Source organism: Paraburkholderia phenazinium (assembly GCF_900142845.1).
In the GTDB taxonomy this organism is placed as follows: Bacteria; Pseudomonadota; Gammaproteobacteria; order Burkholderiales; family Burkholderiaceae; genus Paraburkholderia; species Paraburkholderia phenazinium_A.
In genome coordinates, this window is record NZ_FSRU01000001.1 from 3408875 (window position 1) to 3428430 (window position 19556).

Sequence of the window (19556 nt, forward strand, 5' to 3'; positions counted from 1 at the left end):
TTTAACCTGATTTGCAACGAGCCTCTACAACTCTGACAAGATAACCGCGCTCCTTATGACAAACAATTCGCAATCCTTAACTTTTAATGGGATTATCGCGTTTACGCGATGCGAACTTGAAGGAGAAAGCAATGAGTACGATGGACCGTTCTTTGCGTTCCCTGGTCGCTAGATGGCTTGGAGCGAATCCCGCAACACTGACTCGGGTAGTCCGGTTCGGTCACATACGTCCAAATCGGCGCCGATATGTGTGCGTTGAGACATTACGGCCGACAGGCGCGTTGACAATTTATTTCTTCCTTCACGATGACGGCATGTGGAGCGTTTATCCACAGGAGATCGAGCGTCCGAGCATGAGTTTTTCATAACGTCGATACCGGCGGCGATCGATACAGGTACGCCAAACTGCGCGCTCTCACAGTTCGCCAGCCCGCAACCATGAACACTTTCGAAACTAAAAACGAGCAACTGGATTATCAGCCCACGCAGCTAATTTTCAGCACTTCAACGGAAATTCGGACCCAGGCGCGCCACAACGCGCCTAACCGATCTGCAGCAGCGATACCTGGCTCTCCAGCACAGTCTGCAGTTCGTTGCAGTCCGGCCGTGTCCCCCAGTTTCGGGAGCCGACCACTGATGCGATGGCAATCCACGAATTGGGCGGAAGCCACTTCCGAACTACAGTCTCTCCCTGAAGAATCCGCAGACGCCCGGTCTGCTCGCAATAATCGGCACGCAGTTCTGTGCCGTCCAGTTGGACAGTCATGAGAGGGTGACGCGTTCGCTTCATTGATGTCTCCTTTCAAGAAAAAATCTGATGCGTGCACGGATATCCCAACAGGACCTTTCCTTCCGCACCGCCATGCCCTACGCTTCCCTTCACAGAAACCGGTCTCGAACTTCAATGTCCCCATCTCGCAGTTACCCACCTTCACACCAATCCGCTCAACGTTTTCTCATGGTGGAAACATTCGTTAAACGAAATATAAATTGTTCGGTGCAGTCGGTTTAGTAAGCTCGCACCAGCCGATCCTGTAAATCAATCGTAGATGCACGTTGGTCCTATTTCTTATCGGAACGTCCCGTCGTATATCCATGAATCCAGCTTCGTAGTCAGGATTTTCCCGAAGTCCTCTGCGTTTCGCGTGGTGCCAGTCGAAGGCTGAATGGAGGCCATAGTTGCGGGCCGATCCTGACGAGCAGGCACAATGCTTTGACCCAGGCTGTCCCGCACCCTTTGCGGAAGCCCTCAGGAACGCATACGCCAGCGCTCATCCAGGGAATCGCGCGCGTTGATGCTCCAAGCCTAGACACTATCCGCATCTGCCGCCCCTCCCTCTATAGCCTGGTATTGGTGCATGCCACGCCACCAGATCTCTCGACGAGGAAGTGCGTAATTACAAGCGTCGTCGGACGATTGCAACACATGGAACTCCGGGAAATACCTCATGACGGAACTGGACGATCCGATACGTCACAAGACGATCCGATAAGTCTGAAATCGAACACATCCTTACACTTGCTTCACATGAGCAGTTGCCGGAAGCGCAGGAGCAGTCGGCAAGCGTTGTCCGAATGATCTAGAACACGAGAGGTCTGTTCCTTCCTCCAATAGATGAAACCAGGAGACGACGTCATGCTCACCCCACAAGAGAACGCAATACAACTCGAAACCATCAGACCGGGATGCGTGAACGCAACCAGCCGATTTTCGCTTTTCGCTGGGTTTGCTTAAGGTTGAGAGGACGCTGACAGCATGGAGATCCAAGCCACGCTACGACCGCCGGACACCAGATTCTCCCGATGTCCACGTACGCACTCGTAATGCGAAGTGCTGATGTATGGAGTCCATCTTGATGCGTGACGAGCATCCCGCAACGCTGCAATAGCTGACGATTAAATTTCAAACAAGGAGACAAGATCGTGATTTCTCTCAAAACACCTCTTATTTCATTAGTTATACTAATTTCGACGGCAACGGCTGCACAGCCATCGTCCGCGCAGGTCGGCGATCTCAAGGATCCACAATACAAGCCGACCTCCGCACAACTGACCAAGGCTGGCGCATTCAAGAAAAGCCCTCCCTACAACGTCGTTTTGGCTATGCCTGGTCTTTTTACGACATGGTTAATCCAGGAAACCGAGGAGGTGCGCCACGAGGCAACGTTGCATCCCGAAATCGGGAAACTCACGGTGATATCGAGTGATTCGAATGCCGCCAGACAGGCTGCAGACCTCGAAGATCAGATAACGAAGGGCGTCGACGCCATCGTAGTATCGCCGGTTTCCTCGACCGCCATTAATGCGCAGATCGCCAAAGCGGCCGCGAAAGGGATTCCAGTTGTTACCTTCACGGCCACCGCCAGTTCAGACCAGGTCGCGGTCGCCGTGTTATCCGGCGGGGCTCCTGAAGGAAAGATCATGGCCGACTGGCTTGCAAAGCAACTGGGTGGCAAAGGTAGCATTTGGGCGTTTCGTGGCATCGCCGGAAACACAGAAGACACTGACCGCTACGCGGGACTCGCTCAGTCGTTGAAAGTAACCAGGTTGCCGGTCTCTGCCGAAGTCTATGCCGACTGGAACTATGCCAAGGGCAAACAGGCATGTGAAAGCCTGCTCCTTTCAGGAAAGCCGGTCGACGGCATCTGGGCCTCCGGAGGTGAGATGTCGCGAGGATGCCTGGAGGTTTTCCAGGAAGTCGGAAAAGCTCCAGTTCCTGTGACGGGTGAGGGCAACAATGGCTTTCTCAGAGCCGCCCAGAAGTCGGGGGGACCGTTTGTAGCATATATCTACCCTCCGTCCCTGGGACCGGTCGCACTTCGAGCGGCATTGTTGCTCCTTGAAGGTGACCAGATGTATCGAAGCTACTGGAGCGACGGGGGAGAAGTCATCACACGCGAGAACCTGACCAAGTATTACCGTCCCGACCTGAACGACTCCTACTGGGTGGGTTCGTTGCTTCCGGATGCAACGCTTAAGCACCTCTATCAAAACAAATAGTCTCCAACCCGGCAGGCGTCCCTCCCATGTGCATTCTGTCCCTGACACACGGAGTCAAACATGCTGTATCAAGCTGAAAAAGCCCCGCATCGGAAGGCGTGGCCACCGCTTATCGAAGGCATCGACATTTCCATGAATTTTGGAAATACGCGCGCGGTTTCTCGTGTTTCAATAGCCGGCCACGCTGGCTCCGTTCATGCCGTGACTGGCGAAAATGGTGCTGGCAAGTCGACCTTCATGAAGATTCTCGCTGGTGTGTATCGGCCGAGCGCCGGCGAATTGCGCATGCATGGCAAAACCATAACGCTGCGCAATCCACGCAGTGCCCGAGAGCATGGCATTTCCACGATATTCCAGGAATTCACTCTGCTGCCCAATCTGACTATCGCCGAAAACATTTTCATCGGACGCGAGTCTGGCAGGCGCGGATGGATCAACAGGAAGCAAATGCATGAACGTGCGAGTCGTACATTGAACTCCCTCGGCGTAGACATCGATCCTGGGACGCTCGCAGGCAGCCTTTCCGTGAGCGAACAGCAACTCGTGGAGATCGCCAAGGGCATCACGACAGATGCGTCGGTATTCATTTTTGATGAACCTACGGCAGCACTAAATGGTCCCGAGGTGAAAAAGCTTGAGACACTCATCAAGGACCTGCAGGCAAGAGGCAAATCCATCTTCTATATTAGCCACCGACTCGATGAAATCTTTCGATTGTGCGACACCGTCACCGTGCTGAAGGATGGGCAGCATGTTCTTACGACTCCTTGCAGCGAACTGGATGAACACACACTCGTCACGCTGATGGTCGGTCGCCCTATCGAGGACCTCTTCCCGCACAGGTCGTCTGGCCAGCTATCCAGTGCGTTGCGATGTGAACGCCTGAATTCCGGTCCTGGACGCAGCGCCGTGAATTTGAATCTGAACCGACGAGAGATTGTCGGACTCGTTGGACTGGAGGGACAAGGGCAGCGGGAAATCATCCGGGCCGCAGCAGGTCTCATGCAAACACCGCATGCGACGATTGAAAAATTCAATAGCGTCGGCAAAGCCCATCCAGTCGACCCGAGTGCCGGCGTGGCGCGGCGCCTCGCCCACGGGATAGCCTTCGTACCCGGCGACCGCAAAGCGGAAGGCCTGTACCTGGATCTCTCGGTTGCGGAAAACGTCGTTATAGGCACCTATCGGGATAGTGCGCTATACGGCCACGCTTCAGCCCAATCTTCGCTTGTAGAAGACGTCATTGCGCGGATCGGTCTCAAGGTAAAGCATCCAAAGCAGTCTGTCACAACCCTTTCTGGCGGGAATCAGCAAAAGGTTCTACTGGCACGAGCGCTAATCGCTGACATCGACATCCTGCTCATCGAGGAGCCAACCCGCGGCGTAGACGTAGGCGCCAAGGCAGATATCTATCGGCTACTACGCGGATTTGCCGACGAGGGTGGAGCGGTACTCGTCGGCTCCAGCGAACTGACAGAACTCATCGGGCTGTGTGACCGTATTCTTGTCGTGCGGGCAGGCACTATTGTCGCTGAAATTGATGGCACTCAAGCATCAGAAGAAACTGTCATGTCGCACGCGCTCGGCGTCTCACAGCGACAATCAACGGAGAAGACGCAATGAACCCATTCGGTCCCAACTCCCGCTCCGGCCTTAAACCCTACGTCGTGTCGATGCCGATCGCGCTTATCGTTGGGCTTTCCTTTGCCGCCACCGATTTCCTGAATCGCGGCAATCTTTCTAATCTCTCGGCCCAGATCGCACCGCTTGCAATTGCTACATTGGGCCAGTTGCTGGTCGCCCTGGTGGGCGGAATCGACCTGTCCGTTGGTTCAGTAATCAGTCTGACTACCTGCGTCGCCTCCGCTTCTGTCGGGTCAACCGCGGGTATCGCACTCGCTCTTTTATTGGGTTGTGTCATCGGTATCGCCAACGGTCTCGCGGTGTCCGTGGCCCGTATGCATCCGATTATCGCCACGCTCAGTTCCATGACGTTCGTCCAGGGACTGGCGTTGTACTGGCTCCCAACGGCCGGAGGGCTTGCTCCTCCGTTCTTACCGGCCTTCATCAACTCGACTATCGCCGGCCTGCCGGTCAGCATATTGCTGCTACTAGGCTGCGTGATAGTCGTAGGGTGGCTTCTCGCCCGTACGCGTTTTGGTCTACGCCTTTATGCGGTCGGCGCACACCCGCGCAACGCATCGCTTAACGGCGTAACGGACCGTCAGATCATCGTTGCAGCGTACGCTGCCGGAGGTCTGTTTGCCGCTTGTGCTGGTGTTGTACTTACAGGTCGAATCGGCGCTGGCGACCCCGTCATAGGAGCGCAGTTCGCACTCGCAACGATTACAGCCGTCGCGCTTGGCGGAGTCCAATTCTCCGGCGGAATCGGCAGTGCCGTGGGAGCATTTTGCGGCGTTCTCACCTTGGGCCTGATGCGCAATGGAATGAACCTTGTTGGTATCGACGCGTTCCTGCAATCTGCCGCTACTGGGGTGCTATTGCTCATTGCTATCAGCTTTCAGCGTCGAACGATCATAGGGTTTTAATACCATGCCAGCAATCACAGTCCAACAAACTCCCGATAGCCAACGCGCCGCTCGCAGACTCTATGGCTTTCTCTCTAATCAACCGCCATCCTGGTATGGCCTCGGAATTCTGCTGCTAGTGGCCTGGGCAACGCGCCCGGCCCTGCTCTCCCCGTTGCTGCTTCTTGCAATCCTGAAGCAGGGTGCGATCCTGGGTGTAGTCACCATAGGACAGTCTCTGGTGGTCCGGAGTCGTTCCATCGACCTTTCAATCAGTGGGGTCGTCGTAGTCGTCATCTGGATAGTCACCAGCGGGGCAATCCCGCTGCCGGTTCCCGCTCTGGTCTTCCTGGCGCTGCTTTCGGGGGCACTCATCGGAACCATCAACGGCCTGATCATCACTCGCCTCCGGGCGTCGGCGGTAGTCGTCACGCTCGCGATGGCCATCGTCCTAACAGGCTCCGTCGTTGCAGCGAGCCAATACCATCAACCCGGCGAAACACCCGACCTTCTGCGGATCGTGGGTTCGGGTCGCATCGGGTCGCTTCCGATCGCGGCGATTGTGTGGGTCGCAGTGCTCATCCCATTCGCCCTTAGCTTGCGCACGTGCGTGTTCGGTCGCTATCTAGACGCGGTTGGATCCAACCCGACCGCCGCAACCGTGTCCGGCATACCAAGCCTTCGCGTCATGTCGATTACCCATATCTTCTCTGGACTGACAACCGCATTGGCCGCTCTTTTGCTCGTTGGCTCAGTCTCGGTGGGCAACACGAACATCGGTCAGGACATGGTACTTAACTCGCTGGCGGCAGTCATTCTCGGTGGCGTGAGTTTCGGCAGCGGTAAGGGACGCATGCTGGGGCCGGCTGTCGGCGCATTCATGCTTACCTACCTTTTTAGCCTGTTAATCGGTTTTGGACTCGGCGCCGCCGGTCAAGCCATGGTCCAAGGAGCAATTATTGCGCTAGCCGCACTTGTCTTCACATTTCGAAGCCGGTGATACGTCGCCTTGCGCAAAGCGACATAGCGCATGAAGTTCGACACGAAGAAGACCTGGCCGCCGCTCGCGGCCTCATTACAAGGAGACAGTAGTGAAAAGAAACACTCTTGCGGCACTGCCGCTGGCGCTCGCAATGGCAGGCGCTCATGCCCAAAGCACCGTCACGCTCTACGGCGTAATCGACGTCGGCATCGATTACGCGAACAACGTTGTCAGCGGCTCAAACGGGAACGTTGTGCCCGGCAGCGGTGGCAAGCTCACGCAGATGCAAAGCGGCGTTCCCCTCGGTAGCCGGTGGGGCCTTCTCGGCACGGAAGACCTTGGTGGTGGCAATCAGGCGATCTTTCGGCTCGAAAGCGGCTTTGACGCGGCGACGGGAGGTTTGGGCGGTGGTCTGGCGTTTTCCCGTAATGCTTATGTCGGCATCAAGTCCAATCAATACGGTCAGCTAACGTTTGGCAAGCAATGGGATGCATCCGTCGACATCGTCGAGCCGTTCACGCTGAACGGCCAGTATGGCGGCTGGTACTTCGCACACCCGAACGATATGGACAATCTAGACAACGGATTCCCAATCAACAACTCGGTCAAGTATGTGAGCCCCAATCTCGTGGGTTTTACGTTCGAGGGTCACTACTCGTTCGGGGGTGTTGCCGGCCAGTTCTCCAACAACTCTTCGTACAGTGCGGCCGCGGGTTACTCGCATGGCACGTTCAGTGCGGGCGTCAGCTACCTTCGCATCAACGATCCGATCACGGCGGTCGCCGGCTATGGCAGCGGCGGCGGCTACGTCAACACGATCTACGGCGACGCACTCGCGAACGCGCGTTATCAGGGTGCTCTGTCGGCCGGCGCCGCCTACGTGCTTGGTTCGCTCAAGGTCGGGGCCGACTATTCGAACGTCGATTTTGCCGCGGGCCCTGGAGGACATGACCTGCACTTCCAAAACTATGAGGTATCGGGTATCTACTCGGTCAACTCCGCGTTGATCATCGGGGCTGGATATACATTCACGACCGGCCTCGAGCATGCAACCGACACGTCGCCGAAGTACCACCAGGTTAACCTGATTGCGCAATACAGTCTCTCGAAGCGCACGTCCGTCTACGTAATGGGAATCTACCAACACGCCGCTGGGGCCGCCCAATACGCGCAGATAACGTCCTTCAACCCATCCAGCACGCAAAACCAGGTTGTCACTCGCGTCGGCATCACACACTCATTTTGAAGGCGGCGCCGCGGCAACGTGGTCCGTTTCGTGCCCGCAGTTGTCGCCGCGTCACCCTCAACTTGCCACCAACGCGACAACACTACTATGAATGGGAACGGTCGGAGTGTGCCTTTTCCGGTTGCCGGCGGTTCGCCCCGCGCTTTGCAGAACAACCGCCGTCTCCGACCGGTTTCGAACGCTTTCAGTACGCCGGAATCCGCCGTTACAGCACCAGCCAGCCTCCACTAATTTGCAGCGAAATTGAACTGACATACCGGCTCTCGTCTGAGGCCAGGTAGACCGCCCCCATCGCAACGTCGTGTGGCGTCCCAAGCGCACCGAGCGGAATGAGCGCCGTGAACGTGGCTCGTGCTGCTTCCGGGTCCGAAAACTCGCCACGACGCGCAGCACCCTTTAAAATCGAATCCATCATGCCGCCGTCACCCGTCTCAATCTGGCCCGGCATGATGCTGTTGCAGCGAATGCCGAACGGAGCGCCGTGCGCCGCTACAGACCAACTAAGGTGGCGAACCGCTGCTTTGCTCACACCATATGCGACCTCAAACGGCGTTGCGAGTACTGCGGCAATCGAGGAGATGTTGACGATGGACCCTCCGCCCGCACGCTTCATTGCAGGAATTACGCTACGGCACCCAAGCATCACCGACTCGACGTTGACCAGTTGGATGCGACGGAATTCGTCGACCTGCGTGGTCTCCGGGTTTACGTTCTCCGTGGACCCCAGAATGCCTGCATTGTTCACAAGAACATCGATGCGACCATGCTTCTTTTCGATTTCATCGATGACCTGCGTCCATTGCTCCTCGCTCGTGACATCCTGAACCACCGACGAACACCCGATTTCTTCAGCGGATTCATCCAACAGACGCTCGCTGATATCCGAAATGATGACCGTTGCGCCCTCGTCCTTGAAGGCCTTGGCTGTCGCATGTCCAATCGCTCCTCCCCCGCCGGTAACCAGACACACCTTGTTCGAAAGCCTGTTCATAACATATCTCCATTTAAGTATCATTAGCGTCCAGAGCCGTAAGCGGCACCAAGACGCGAAGGTGACTACGTAATTCCTTCTCAAGACCCACGTGTTTGCTGGCCAGCTCGCCGGTAATGGCGAGCGGACCTAACCCAAAAACAAGACAAAGTCCAATGGACCAGTTAGCGACGATGTAAGCGAAGCTCAGCCCTCATTCATGCTCGAGAAAGCTCACATCTTGCGTGTTGACTTCACTCAGGGATGTCTCTTTCGTTCGAATGTCCGTTACCTGAGATTCGGATTGAGGCGTCCCGCGTTTTCTCATCGCAGCGCGGAAAACGTAGTGGGCGTCAATGTTTTCGCCGAGAACGATTCGACGATCGGGCCGTCACGCTCGGAACTCAGCTTCGCTTCCAGCCAGCGTGGGTCTTTCAGAAACGCCCCCATCTTTTCGGCGCGTTCGGCCTCGCTGTTCCACTTCAGCAGATAAATCAGTTCGGACTTACTGTCTGCTTCGGTGGTCCAGAATCCGATTGTCTGGATGCCCAGTTCATGAAAGATACCCAGTACCGGATGTTCGAATCGTTCCGCGACAGCGTGGAGCCGACCGGGCGTACAGATATAGGTGCGCAGTTCGTAGAACATCTCAATCAACCTCCCTTCTTCATGTGGAAAACACATTTGGATAACTAATTTTATTACGACTGTCAGTGCAGGGATTTTCGCCTTCCTGACTCCACTCTAACGCGGCGTCTACGATCGACGTCCGCCATTGCGAATCAATTACAGATGGGCTGCCACCACTTCGTCCGCTTCAAACGGATGGGCTACACAGAATCTTTCGCAATAGTCATTTCCTAAATAGTCCTATGTAAGTTGTGGTGATTGATGCATCAAACATCCATCGTCGTTAGCTACTTTTCCGTGGATGCCCCCTGTTTCGACTGAGCCGAGCGGCAAGTCACCGCAAAGCCACTCGGTACATTTACATGGCGACAATGCCTCAGCCTACTGCTAACCCTCCATCGGCTACCACTACCTGACCGGTCGTGAAGCCGCCTCGCATCAGATAGAGGTAAGCTTCGGCGACTTCATGAGGTTCACCGGCATGCTTAACGAGCAGACTCTGTTCCGCACTTTGGAATATCGCTTCACGGGCGGCCTCGGGAAAGGTATTCCAAAGTTCAGTCTTGACCGTTCCTGGGCAAACTACATTGACCCGCAGCGGCGCCAGTTCTACTGAAAGGGCACGCGCGAGCGCTTCAACCGCCCCACAGACGCTCGAAACCACCGACATGCTCTTAAGAGGGCGTTGCGATGTCATCCCCGAAGTAAGGACGATCGAGCCACCCTCGCGAATTTTTCCTGCACCGTATTTTGTGGCCAGAAAGGCGCCCCAGTAGCGAACTCCAAAAAACCTTTGCGCTTCCTCAAAGCTCATGTCTTTCTGATTGACCGCTCGCAAAGGATCGCCGGCGGTATACACGAGGTGATCATATGCTCCGATCTTTTCAAAGTATGACTTGATGCTGTCCTCATCCAGCAGGTTGATCACGTGCCCTTCAGCACTCGAGGGGAGCTTGTCCTTCGCCTGCTCTATCTGCGCCTGACTATTAGATGCAATGACCACGAGTGCACCTTCATCTGCCGCTGCTTTCGCCGTCGCGAAACCGAGTCCCGACGATCCACCGAGAATCACAATCCGTTTATCTTTAAGCGACACCGTTTCCTCCGATACGTTAGAAAAATTCCAGTCTGACTTTTTGAATCATTGCCATCACAATAGATTTGTCCATTCCACATTGCTCCGCACTGTGACGTCAGGCTCCATTACTCTTCGCTTGAGGCTGGCAACAACCGATGGGTTATCGTCTGGTCCCGACTGGAACCGGAGCCGCGCTCGTTCATATCTGCCCCAAAGGTCCCGAGTTGTACCAGCCGCCGGTATGCGGCCAACCTGACACCACCTCCCAGTTTCATCTAGTAGAAGAAGTCACTTCCCTCGGTCTTCGTACTTCGCTTAGATCACATCTGCCCGTGAGCCCTGCGAAGCAACTTTAGGTGTGTAATTGACTACTGGCTTATCGTATCGTCTCATGGCGTATCGAAGAATCCAGTTGCGTGATCAGGTCTTTCCCGAGGTCCTTTGCAATTCGAACGCTCCGTGGTGCTGCCAGCGATCTTTCAGAGGTATTGGCAGATTGAGGGCGATGCGACGACAATCGCGGGGAAGCAACAACCCACGTTGTCACGGCGCACGCCGGATATCGGGTATCGGAAGGCGCATGATGCTAAGGCGGTGCGCTGGCCTGTCACGAGGAGATCAGGTAGGCGCCGAACGATCTATGGATGGCGCGCAGAGCTTTGCGCAAAAACCTGAAAATGCAAAAAAAATCGAGGCCGCCAGTCTCAACCAGCGACCTCCGGCACAGAAAACGAGGCGATCAATGTACGGAATGCTCTCAACGTTGATACCGCCGCTGAGGTTAAGGCGGCCAGATCAGCGCGCCGTAGAGGGGTGTGTTGAGGTCTGGGTCAGCGCAAGTGCATCGCAACGATCACCCCCACAGGCTTCCCACCCTCCGCCGAGTGACTTGTACAGTGCCACAGCGCGTACGTTAATATCCGACTCGGCCTGCGCCAGATCATCCCCCGCAGCGAGCTCTACCCGCTCGGCATCGAGCAGTTCCAGAAAACCTGTCGATCCCTCCCGGTAGCGGACGCGCGCGAGATCAGCTGCGCGGTGACTCTGCGAAAACTGATCGATCAGTTTGCCGACCCGAGCATGAGTTTCGTTGTAAGACGTGAGCGCGCTGTCAACGTCCTCGATAGCGAGAAGAATGCTTTGCTCGTAAGCGGCTTGCGCAGCGTCCGAGCGGGCTTGCGCCGCATGAAGGTTTGCACGCACGCGCTGTACATTCAAACCATCCCAGGTAATACCCGGCATGATCGACCATGCCTGCGAACCCGCCGTCAAGAAATCCGTGCCCTGGCTCGAGAGAAAGCCGAGAAATCCGACCAGTGAAACATGCGGATAGAAGTCGGCCTCCGCAACGCCGATACGCGCGGTCGATGCCGCCAGTCGACGCTCCGCTTCCTGCACGTCAGGTCGACGCGCAAGCACATCGCCTATTGACCCCATGGGTAGGCTCACGGCGATTGGCTCGGAAGTGCGCGGCGACAAATCGACGTCAAGTTCGCCGGGGCGCTTGCCAAGCAGCACCGCAAGCCGGAACTGTGCGGTCTGCTCGTCTATCCTGAGATTGGGCAACTGCGCCTCCACTGCACTCAACCGAGCGCCCGCGCTTGCGACATCCTGCTCCGAGCCCGTGCCAACATTCGCCTGCGCCTGCACGAGACGCAGCGTCTCCTGGAGCGTCTTGATGTCGTTCTGGACAATGGCGATTCGTGCCTGTGAACCGCGCATCATGAAGTAATTACGGGCCACTTCGCCAATGACGGAAACCTGGGCGCCGCGCAATGCCGCCTGCCGTGCATCGCGTTCATCCTTCGACGATTCCACTTCGCGTCGGATGCCACCGAACAGATCAAGTTCCCAACTGGCATCGAACCCAGCGCGATACTCGTCGTAGCTAACCTGGTCCGTGGTTATTCCCGGATACTGACCATAGGTGCGCGCAAAACTGGTCCCAGCCGAAACGGTTGGAATCTCCGCCGACTCCGCGCCGCTTACGAAGGCCCGCGACTCACGGAGGCGTGCCTGTGCAACGCGTAGATCGAGGTTATCGAGCGCCGCCATCTGTATAAGGGCATCAAGCGTCGGATCTCCAAACTGCTTCCACCATTGTGCCTGGAAGCTCCCGTTGTTCTCACGCATCGGATCGACGTTGAGCAGCTTCGGTACCGCTGGGGCGGCGGCGTGGTAATCGGGCCCGACGGACACGCACCCAGCGAGCGCCAGCGCAGACAGGATTGCTGCAACAGCCGAGAAAGGATTCAGCCTATTCATTTCAGTGCTCCCCGAGAACCGGCGCGCTTTGGATAGCCTTACTGCGGCGCGCCTCACGCCGTTCCACGAACCCGCGTACCAACACATAGAAAAGAGGCGTGTACACCAATCCGAACGCCGTCACGCCTAACATCCCAGCGAACACCGCCACACCGATCGCGTGTCGCATCTCCGCCCCCGCGCCGTGAGCCAACACCAGTGGAACAACACCCATGATGAATGCCACCGATGTCATCAGGATCGGCCTCAGACGCAGGTGCGCTGCCTGAAGGACTGCCTGCTTGCGATCCATACCGCGTCCTTGTGCGTCGCGTGCAAATTCCACGATAAGAATTGCGTTCTTGCACGCGAGGCCTACCAGCACGATCAAACCGATCTGCGTGAATATATTGTTGTCGCCATGTGTGAGCCACACGCCACCAATAGCTGACAAAAGTACCATCGGTACAATCAGGATGACCGCCAGCGGGAGCGAAACACTCTCATACAGGGAGGCGAGCACGAGGAACACCAGCAGCACGGACAAAGGAAATACGAGTACAGCCGTATTACCCGCAAGGATCTGCTGGTACGTCAGATCGGTCCATTCGAACGTCATCCCTCTCGGCAGATTCTCGCGCGCAATGCGCTCCATCGCTTCCTGTGCCTGTCCGGTGCTGTAACCCGGCGCGGCGCCGCCGTTGATTTCCGCCGTGGGATAACCGTTGTAGTGCATCGAACGCTCCGTCCCGACGGTGCGCTGCACTGACACGAACGAGCCTAGTGGCACCATGACCCCCGAAGAGTTACGGACCTTCAGTTGCCCGATGTTGTCAAGCGTGCGCCTGAAGTCCGGTTCAGCGGAGAGATTCACCTGGTACGTGCGACCGAAGCGGTTAAAGTCATTCACGTAGAAGGTGCCCGTGAACGCCTGAAGCGTGTCGGCGACGTCGGTCATGTCGAGACCCTCAAGCTTCGCCTTCTCGCGGTCTATGTCCACGCGGACTTGCGGTACGCGTGCGTCGAAGCTCGAATAGAGCGGGCTCAATGCGGGCTCTTTCGCGCCTAGCGCAATGAGTTTATCAATCTGGCGTTGCATTTCCATCGAACCATAGCCAGCACGGTCTTCAATCTGCATCCGGAACCCGCCCGTCTCGCCCATGCCGTCCACCGGCGGCGCGGGCACGACGCCAATGCTGGCGCCAGAGATAGCCGCATACTTCTTGTTCAACGCAGCAATGATCGCGTCGGCCGACAGCGACGGATCCCTCCGTTCCTCAAACGGCTTGAGAAGAAGGAAGATCACACCCGAATCGCTGCTATTCGTGAGGCCATTGATCGACAGACCCGGAAATGACGCGGAGCGCCAGACGCCAGGCTGATGAGCTGCGATGTCAGTCATCTCGCGCACGACGCCTTCCGTGCGGTCGAGTGACGCGCCGCTCGGTAACTGGACAAATGCGAGAATGAGTTGCTTGTCGAGCGTCGGCACAAAACCAGTCGGTACTCGCATAAAGCCGACCGCCGCGAGCACAATCAGACCGCCATACACCACAAGCGCAACCGACGAACGGCCCAACACCCGACTCACACCGCCGACGTAACGACCCGCGCCAGTCACGAACAGCCGGTTGAAGGGTCTGAATAACCAGCCGAACAGGCGGTCGATCCATACTGTCAGCGCATCTTTAGGCGCGTCGTGAGACTTGAGCAGTATTGCGGCAAGCGCCGGGCTCAGCGTCAGGGAGTTGAACGCGGAGATCACCGTCGAGATTGCGATCGTTAGCGCGAACTGGCGATAGAACGCGCCGGTGAGCCCACTGATAAAAGCAGCCGGTATGAACACTGCACACAGTACCAGTGCCGTGGCAACGATTGGGCTAGTGACTTCCCGCATCGCACGTCGGCTCGCCTCCTTCGGACTCTGTCCCAGCTCGATATGCCGCTCAACGTTTTCAACCACGACGATTGCGTCGTCGACAACAATTCCGATCGCCAGCACGAGCCCGAACAACGACAGCGTATTGAGCGAGAAGCCGACTGCATCCATAACAGCGAACGTGCCGATCAGCGACACGGGCACCGCAATAAGTGGAATGATCGATGCACGCCACGTCTGCAGGAAAAGAATAACGACCAGCACCACAAGCGCAATTGCATCGAAAAGCGTATGAACGACCGCTTCGATGGACGCCCGCTCGAACTGCGTATCGTCGCGGATGATTCGAAAGTCCAGACCCTCCGGAAAATTCGCCTTCAGGCGTTTCATTGTCGTCATGACCTCGTTCGACGTCTGGATTGCGTTGCTGCCTGGGCGCTGGAACAACACAATACCAACAGCCGGATCGTTGTTCAGCAGGCTACGCTGCGCGTACAGGTCCGCGCCGAGTTCGACGCGCGCGACATCGCCAAGATGCACGACACCCGTGTCGCCACTGCTGCGCAAAATAATTCGGCGGAACTGGTCTTCGGAAACGAGACGCCCCTGAGTATTCACATTCAATTGAAATGCGTCGTCCGTATGCATCGGGGGAGCGCCAAGCGTGCCTGCTGCCACCTCAACGTTCTGTTCCCGAATCGCCTTTATAACGTCAGGTGCCGTCAGTCCGCGTTGTGCCATACGTTGCGGATCCAGCCACACGCGCATGCTGTATTCACCCGCACCGAAGATCTGCACGTCACCGACGCCATCGAGACGAGACAATTCATCGCGAATGTGTGTGCGGGCGTAGTTCGAGAGATAGAGACCATCATAGCGATGGTTCGTCGACACCAGATGCACTACCAGTGTGACCTCCGGCGAACTCTTCTGGGTCGTCACGCCGAGGCGCTGAACCTCATCGGGCAGGCGCGATAACACCTGCGCCACCCGGTTCTGCACTTGAACCTGCGCCGTATCGAGGTTGGTGCCGAGTGCGAAGGTAACTGTCAGCGCAAGCCGTCCGTCACTCGTCGCCTGCGACGATGTGTACAGCATGTGTTCGACGCCGTTGATCTGCTCCTCAAGAGGTGTGGCCACGGTCTGCACAATCGTCTCGGGACTTGCCCCCGGGTAGTTCGCCTGCACGACAACAGTCGGCGGTACGATGTCCGGATATTGACTGACTGGCAGCATCACTAGCGCAATGGCACCAGCGATCACGAACAGAACCGACAAAACACCAGCGAAGATCGGTCGGTCGATAAAATAATTAGCTATACCTTTCATGACTTGAGTCTCGATGAAGCGGCTATCGTGCAGCCAGTGCGGTTGTGCCAGATCCGGCAACCGGTCTGGTTACACTTGCGAGCTCAGCCTTTTGGCGGTCGTTGAGCTGCGCATCCATTGAGACGGTGATCGGCAGTACCACCATGCCCGGTTGAACATGTTGCAGGCCATCAACGACCACCCGCTCGCCTGGCTGAATACCGCTTTCGACGACGCGCAAGCCGGCAAACACCGGACCTGTCGACACCTTGCGGTAGATGATCTTGCTATCTGGCCCGACCACGTAAACAAACTGATCCCCCAGATCAGTTCCCACTGCCGTGTCCCTCAGGAGGATGCGCGGCACCGGATGGCTCTCCTGAAGGCGGATCTGTGCATAGAGTCCTGGCGTGTACGCACCTTGCGCGTTGGGAAATACAGCTCGAAGGCGAATGGTTCCCGAACCAGAGTCGAGTTGATTGTCAACGAAATCCAGATGACCGACGTGCGTGAAGTCGTGCTCGTCCGCGAGGGCCATTGCAACTTCGGGCACGCTATGACCGTCATCGCGAAAATGCTGGAGCGTAAGGTAGCTCTGTTCGTCGACGTCGAAATATCCGTAGATGGGGTCGACGCTGACGACGCGGGTCAGGACCGCATCTGGCGTGACCAGGTTGCCGGCAGTGATCATCGCATAGCTGACCTTCCCGTCGATCGGCGCACGCACGTCTGTGAAGCTGAGATTCAGTTGCGCCGCGTCGAGCTGGGCGCCGGTCGCAAGCGCCTTCGAATGCGATGTGCTTGCCGCGGTGTCAAGTTGCTCCGACGCTTCGCGCGAAATGGCACTCTGCATCAGCAATCGCTTACCTCGATCCGAATCGGACCGGGCTTGCACCGCCTCCGCCTGAGCTTGCGCGAGTTCCGCTGTCAGACGGTCTACCTCGGCGCGATAAGGACGCGGATCGATCCGGAACAGTACGTCGCCCTTGTGTACCCGGGTGCCCTCCTTGAACAGCACCTCATCCACGTATCCGCTCACTCGTGGTCGTACGTCAATCGTGTCGACGGCCTGTAATCTGCCGGTGAATACCTGACGGTCATCCACCTGAAACGTACGGGCCTGCGCTACTGTCACCTGAGGTGCTGGCGCGGCGTTCACCGAATCGGCCGAAGCGGATGCATGCGTTTTAAGCAGCAGACTACTGCCCACGACGACCGCCAGCGTCATTATCTGGAGTACGATTCGCTTTCGTTTAAAGAAATGTGTCGTTGGTTGAGACATTACTTGACCCTCGTCGATTTGAAAGTATCGCTACTTCGTTTGCCTGATCCTCGGTTCCTGAGACACTGCCCCGCTGCGCCCCGGTCACCCCGTCTTGTACCTGATGCGTGTAAAGTTTTTCGCTCACATCGAAGTAAAAAAAGCGATTGAATGCCATCACGACATCACACGCATTCTGGCCCAGCAAGTCCGCTTTTCCGACAGCAAAGATGGCATCTTTCAGATGCAGTTTCGTCATGGCAGCGCCGATGCGCGTCACAAGCCCATGTGCATCTCGTGCGAAATCAAAATAAAGACGGACGACCGACACGAAAGCTACGCTCGCCTGTCGTCTGGCGAACCGCTCAATGTTTCTGTACAGTCTCTGGCTGAAGAGTCACTTCCGATACGCCACGACGTTTATCATTGCGATCTTCAACATCGATACGGCATTCGCTGCGAATGGTATTCGCGTCATCACACCTGGCACCAACGAAGACACCTTCTCGGGATTTAGAATAACAGCGCGAACGTCACATCCGTTCACTAGAGTCGACCGGGCGCCACCGCCTCTTACCTAGTTGACGACTCCAACAACCGAGAACATAAAGGATCCTATATTGCTAGAGCCGAATCAAATACGGTGTCTAATCATTCTCGTTCTTCTTGCATCAAATTAGGACCCCCGTTTCGTCATGTCTTTAATAACGGTATGGCATAGCTAACCTCGAACGTGACTTTTTCGAGGTTCAATTTCGACATTTCGCGCAGGCGAGCAAAGAAACGTCTCACGTCAATTCTGGGTCTGTCACGATCGTTGCCCTTTCCGAAATTCCGTCACTACGCTAGTTGCCACAGTCGCTCCCGCAGTTCTATCCGAAGAGCATCTGGTATTCCCATGCCTTCCTCCGAATGGAAACGGAACGGCACACCCTCCAAAGACGCGCCGTCGGTCAACCCCTGGCATTGTCACGTTATCGAACGGCACGCTCTCGAACACACTGTGTATAAAGACGCCGACTCTAATCAGAGTATCGCTACAGCACCGGAGCGCGCGTCACGCTTTCCCACGCCTGGAATGCCTCGGCGCGAAGAGGCCGCTTCTTTTTGCGTCGGTGTGGTAACGGCAATGCAGGAAGGGATTGGTGAACTGACCGCGTACCGAAGTTAGTGTCCGGTCCTTCATACGACGAACAAGTGGAGATAATACGTCTGCCAATCTCAAGGCGAACGCAAGCACGGTCACACAAAGGAATGACCACGTAGGCTGCCTCTCTCGCGCTGACGCGCTACTACAGATGGAGAGCGTCAAGCCGCGCTTGCGCGATCTCGTCTGGGTATTGGCGCTGGTACGCGTCGAACAACTGTAAACACAGCTGGGCGAGTGAAGCAAGTCCCAAGGCCTGCTCCGCGTACTCAACCTCGCCCGCGCTTAATACGTCATCGAGAACGGGAGCGAGACGGCGCAGTTGCAAAAACTTGGCGGACTCTAGCTTCATGCTAAACCTCGTGCGGCCTGATATTGGAGCACACGACTGCAGTGGCAACACCCTGGCAATGCTTCACCAGTAAGCGCGAATCGCCCCTCCCCACAGCGTCTCAAGCGATTGCGCGGTGCGTGGCCAGCTCGCTGGCCAGAATCATGGCGTCGCCGTTGAGTGGCCTCGATGGTCCGCGGCCTCGGGGTCGATAGACGCAATCGCCGCGGCCAATACGTTTGCCAGACAAGGCACAACGCCCGGACGAGCGAGCGCGGCACGGCACCCAGACCTGCTCCTCGTAGTTGCAAAGCGTCGGATCGTGCCAGCACAGGGAGAAGCGCGAATTGGACAATGCCTCCACAACCCTTACCGTATAAGGCCGCACTTCCCCGCGGTCGCTCTTGCGTGGAAGGCGCTGGCCGCCATCGGACCAGGAACGCCTAGACAAATGCGGAGGCTGTCGCTTCGGATCTGGCGGTGAAGAAAACTCACGGATGGTTGCGAGCATCGAAGTCCAAGGGTCCGCTGAAGTATGACCGGCTGGCCGATGCGATGATAGGAGGTCGGCCGTTAGCAGCATGGGGCCAATAGACGCATGGTAAGAATCATTGTTTAAGAATGTCTCAAGGGGCGAATCGCACTCAGCGTTCAACATCGCGTTCCTCTCTTTAGCGACGAGTGAAGATCAATCAAATTTAGCAGTACGGTCGAATGACCACTAACTTACGGCTACTGGACACATATTGAGATGACTCTTCGAAGAAGTTAAACGCTCAAACGGGGTGGGCGGCAGTTCCGCAGCAATGTTGGCCCAAGCCGCGCCGCACGCTTTGCGCTGTCGTAACGGTGTGTGGCCTCAATGTGAGAAGAGTAGCTCTTGCGGAAGAGCGAATCTATTCCCCGGTAGGATATTCTGACGCCGCATTGAGGTAAGTCGCATATACGAGGG

Annotated in this window: 15 protein-coding genes; 5 read left to right on the forward strand and 10 right to left on the reverse strand. The window is 56.6% G+C overall.

The features are described 5' to 3' along the window. Nucleotides 1-541 precede the first annotated feature (541 nt). Nucleotides 542-766, reverse strand: a complete 225-nt coding sequence (locus BUS12_RS14990; protein WP_083640484.1) for a hypothetical protein — start codon at nt 764-766, stop codon at nt 542-544. A gap of 1157 nt (nt 767-1923) precedes the next feature. On the opposite strand from BUS12_RS14990, the gene BUS12_RS14995 reads away from it, so the two are divergent. The 5 genes from BUS12_RS14995 to BUS12_RS15015 all read left to right on the forward strand — a co-directional run bounded on the left by BUS12_RS14995 (nt 1924) and on the right by BUS12_RS15015 (nt 7756). After that, a complete protein-coding gene (locus BUS12_RS14995; protein ID WP_083611630.1) occupies nt 1924-3000 on the forward strand; it encodes an ABC transporter substrate-binding protein in 1077 nt (358 codons plus the stop codon). Between the two features lie 60 nt (nt 3001-3060). Then, nucleotides 3061-4623: a sugar ABC transporter ATP-binding protein gene (locus BUS12_RS15000; protein ID WP_074267550.1), complete on the forward strand. Its 1563-nt coding sequence runs from the start codon at nt 3061-3063 to the stop codon at nt 4621-4623. Beyond that, nucleotides 4620-5549 (forward strand): ABC transporter permease, encoded by a 930-nt coding sequence (locus tag BUS12_RS15005; RefSeq protein ID WP_074267549.1) that lies wholly within the window; start codon nt 4620-4622, stop codon nt 5547-5549. The genes BUS12_RS15000 and BUS12_RS15005 overlap by 4 nt, the downstream gene beginning before the upstream one ends. Nucleotides 5550-5553: 4 nt before the next feature. After that, nucleotides 5554-6528, forward strand: a complete 975-nt coding sequence (locus tag BUS12_RS15010) for an ABC transporter permease (protein WP_074296364.1) — start codon at nt 5554-5556, stop codon at nt 6526-6528. Nucleotides 6529-6661: 133 nt separating this feature from the next. Then, nucleotides 6662-7756, forward strand: a complete 1095-nt coding sequence (locus BUS12_RS15015; protein WP_074296365.1) for a porin — start codon at nt 6662-6664, stop codon at nt 7754-7756. Nucleotides 7757-7961: 205 nt separating this feature from the next. Here BUS12_RS15015 and BUS12_RS15020 read toward each other — a convergent pair whose 3' ends face one another. From BUS12_RS15020 to BUS12_RS15060, 9 genes are all read right to left on the reverse strand, one after another. Then, nucleotides 7962-8747 carry an SDR family NAD(P)-dependent oxidoreductase gene (locus tag BUS12_RS15020; protein WP_074296366.1) on the reverse strand — a complete coding sequence of 262 codons (786 nt, stop codon included), beginning with the start codon at nt 8745-8747 and terminating at the stop codon, nt 7962-7964. A 303-nt stretch (nt 8748-9050) separates the two neighbouring features. Continuing rightward, on the reverse strand, nt 9051-9374 hold the full coding sequence (locus BUS12_RS15025; RefSeq protein WP_074267546.1) for an NIPSNAP family protein: 324 nt from the start codon (nt 9372-9374) through the stop codon (nt 9051-9053). Between the two features lie 358 nt (nt 9375-9732). After that, nucleotides 9733-10452 carry an SDR family oxidoreductase gene (locus tag BUS12_RS15030; protein ID WP_074267545.1) on the reverse strand — a complete coding sequence of 240 codons (720 nt, stop codon included), beginning with the start codon at nt 10450-10452 and terminating at the stop codon, nt 9733-9735. A gap of 777 nt (nt 10453-11229) precedes the next feature. Next, a complete protein-coding gene (locus BUS12_RS15035; RefSeq protein ID WP_074296367.1) occupies nt 11230-12699 on the reverse strand; it encodes an efflux transporter outer membrane subunit in 1470 nt (489 codons plus the stop codon). Nucleotide 12700: 1 nt separating this feature from the next. Beyond that, on the reverse strand, nt 12701-15886 hold the full coding sequence (locus BUS12_RS15040; RefSeq protein ID WP_074267543.1) for an efflux RND transporter permease subunit: 3186 nt from the start codon (nt 15884-15886) through the stop codon (nt 12701-12703). A 22-nt stretch (nt 15887-15908) separates the two neighbouring features. Beyond that, nucleotides 15909-17147 (reverse strand): efflux RND transporter periplasmic adaptor subunit, encoded by a 1239-nt coding sequence (locus BUS12_RS15045; protein WP_083611629.1) that lies wholly within the window; start codon nt 17145-17147, stop codon nt 15909-15911. Continuing rightward, nucleotides 17119-17457 (reverse strand): hypothetical protein, encoded by a 339-nt coding sequence (locus BUS12_RS38200; protein WP_074267541.1) that lies wholly within the window; start codon nt 17455-17457, stop codon nt 17119-17121. The genes BUS12_RS15045 and BUS12_RS38200 overlap by 29 nt, the downstream gene beginning before the upstream one ends. A gap of 961 nt (nt 17458-18418) precedes the next feature. Then, entirely contained in the window at nt 18419-18625 is a 207-nt protein-coding gene (locus BUS12_RS15055) for a hypothetical protein (RefSeq protein WP_074296368.1), read from the reverse strand. Between the two features lie 100 nt (nt 18626-18725). Continuing rightward, on the reverse strand, nt 18726-19262 hold the full coding sequence (locus BUS12_RS15060) for a DUF3331 domain-containing protein (RefSeq protein WP_367117614.1): 537 nt from the start codon (nt 19260-19262) through the stop codon (nt 18726-18728). Nucleotides 19263-19556 lie beyond the last annotated feature (294 nt).

What these genes read in the sequence shown, in the direction of transcription:
- BUS12_RS14990 (WP_083640484.1), bottom strand. Translation starts at nt 766, where the DNA reads ATGACTGTCCAACTGGACGGCACAGAACTGCGTGCCGATTATTGCGAG.
- BUS12_RS15000 (WP_074267550.1), top strand. Translation starts at nt 3,061, where the DNA reads ATGCTGTATCAAGCTGAAAAAGCCCCGCATCGGAAGGCGTGGCCACCG.
- BUS12_RS15005 (WP_074267549.1), top strand. Translation starts at nt 4,620, where the DNA reads ATGAACCCATTCGGTCCCAACTCCCGCTCCGGCCTTAAACCCTACGTC.
- BUS12_RS15010 (WP_074296364.1), top strand. Translation starts at nt 5,554, where the DNA reads ATGCCAGCAATCACAGTCCAACAAACTCCCGATAGCCAACGCGCCGCT.
- BUS12_RS15015 (WP_074296365.1), top strand. Translation starts at nt 6,662, where the DNA reads ATGGCAGGCGCTCATGCCCAAAGCACCGTCACGCTCTACGGCGTAATC.
- BUS12_RS15020 (WP_074296366.1), bottom strand. Translation starts at nt 8,747, where the DNA reads ATGAACAGGCTTTCGAACAAGGTGTGTCTGGTTACCGGCGGGGGAGGA.
- BUS12_RS15025 (WP_074267546.1), bottom strand. Translation starts at nt 9,374, where the DNA reads ATGTTCTACGAACTGCGCACCTATATCTGTACGCCCGGTCGGCTCCAC.
- BUS12_RS15035 (WP_074296367.1), bottom strand. Translation starts at nt 12,699, where the DNA reads ATGAATAGGCTGAATCCTTTCTCGGCTGTTGCAGCAATCCTGTCTGCG.
- BUS12_RS15040 (WP_074267543.1), bottom strand. Translation starts at nt 15,886, where the DNA reads ATGAAAGGTATAGCTAATTATTTTATCGACCGACCGATCTTCGCTGGT.
- BUS12_RS15045 (WP_083611629.1), bottom strand. Translation starts at nt 17,147, where the DNA reads ATGTCTCAACCAACGACACATTTCTTTAAACGAAAGCGAATCGTACTC.
- BUS12_RS15055 (WP_074296368.1), bottom strand. Translation starts at nt 18,625, where the DNA reads ATGAAGCTAGAGTCCGCCAAGTTTTTGCAACTGCGCCGTCTCGCTCCC.
- BUS12_RS15060 (WP_367117614.1), bottom strand. Translation starts at nt 19,262, where the DNA reads ATGTTGAACGCTGAGTGCGATTCGCCCCTTGAGACATTCTTAAACAAT.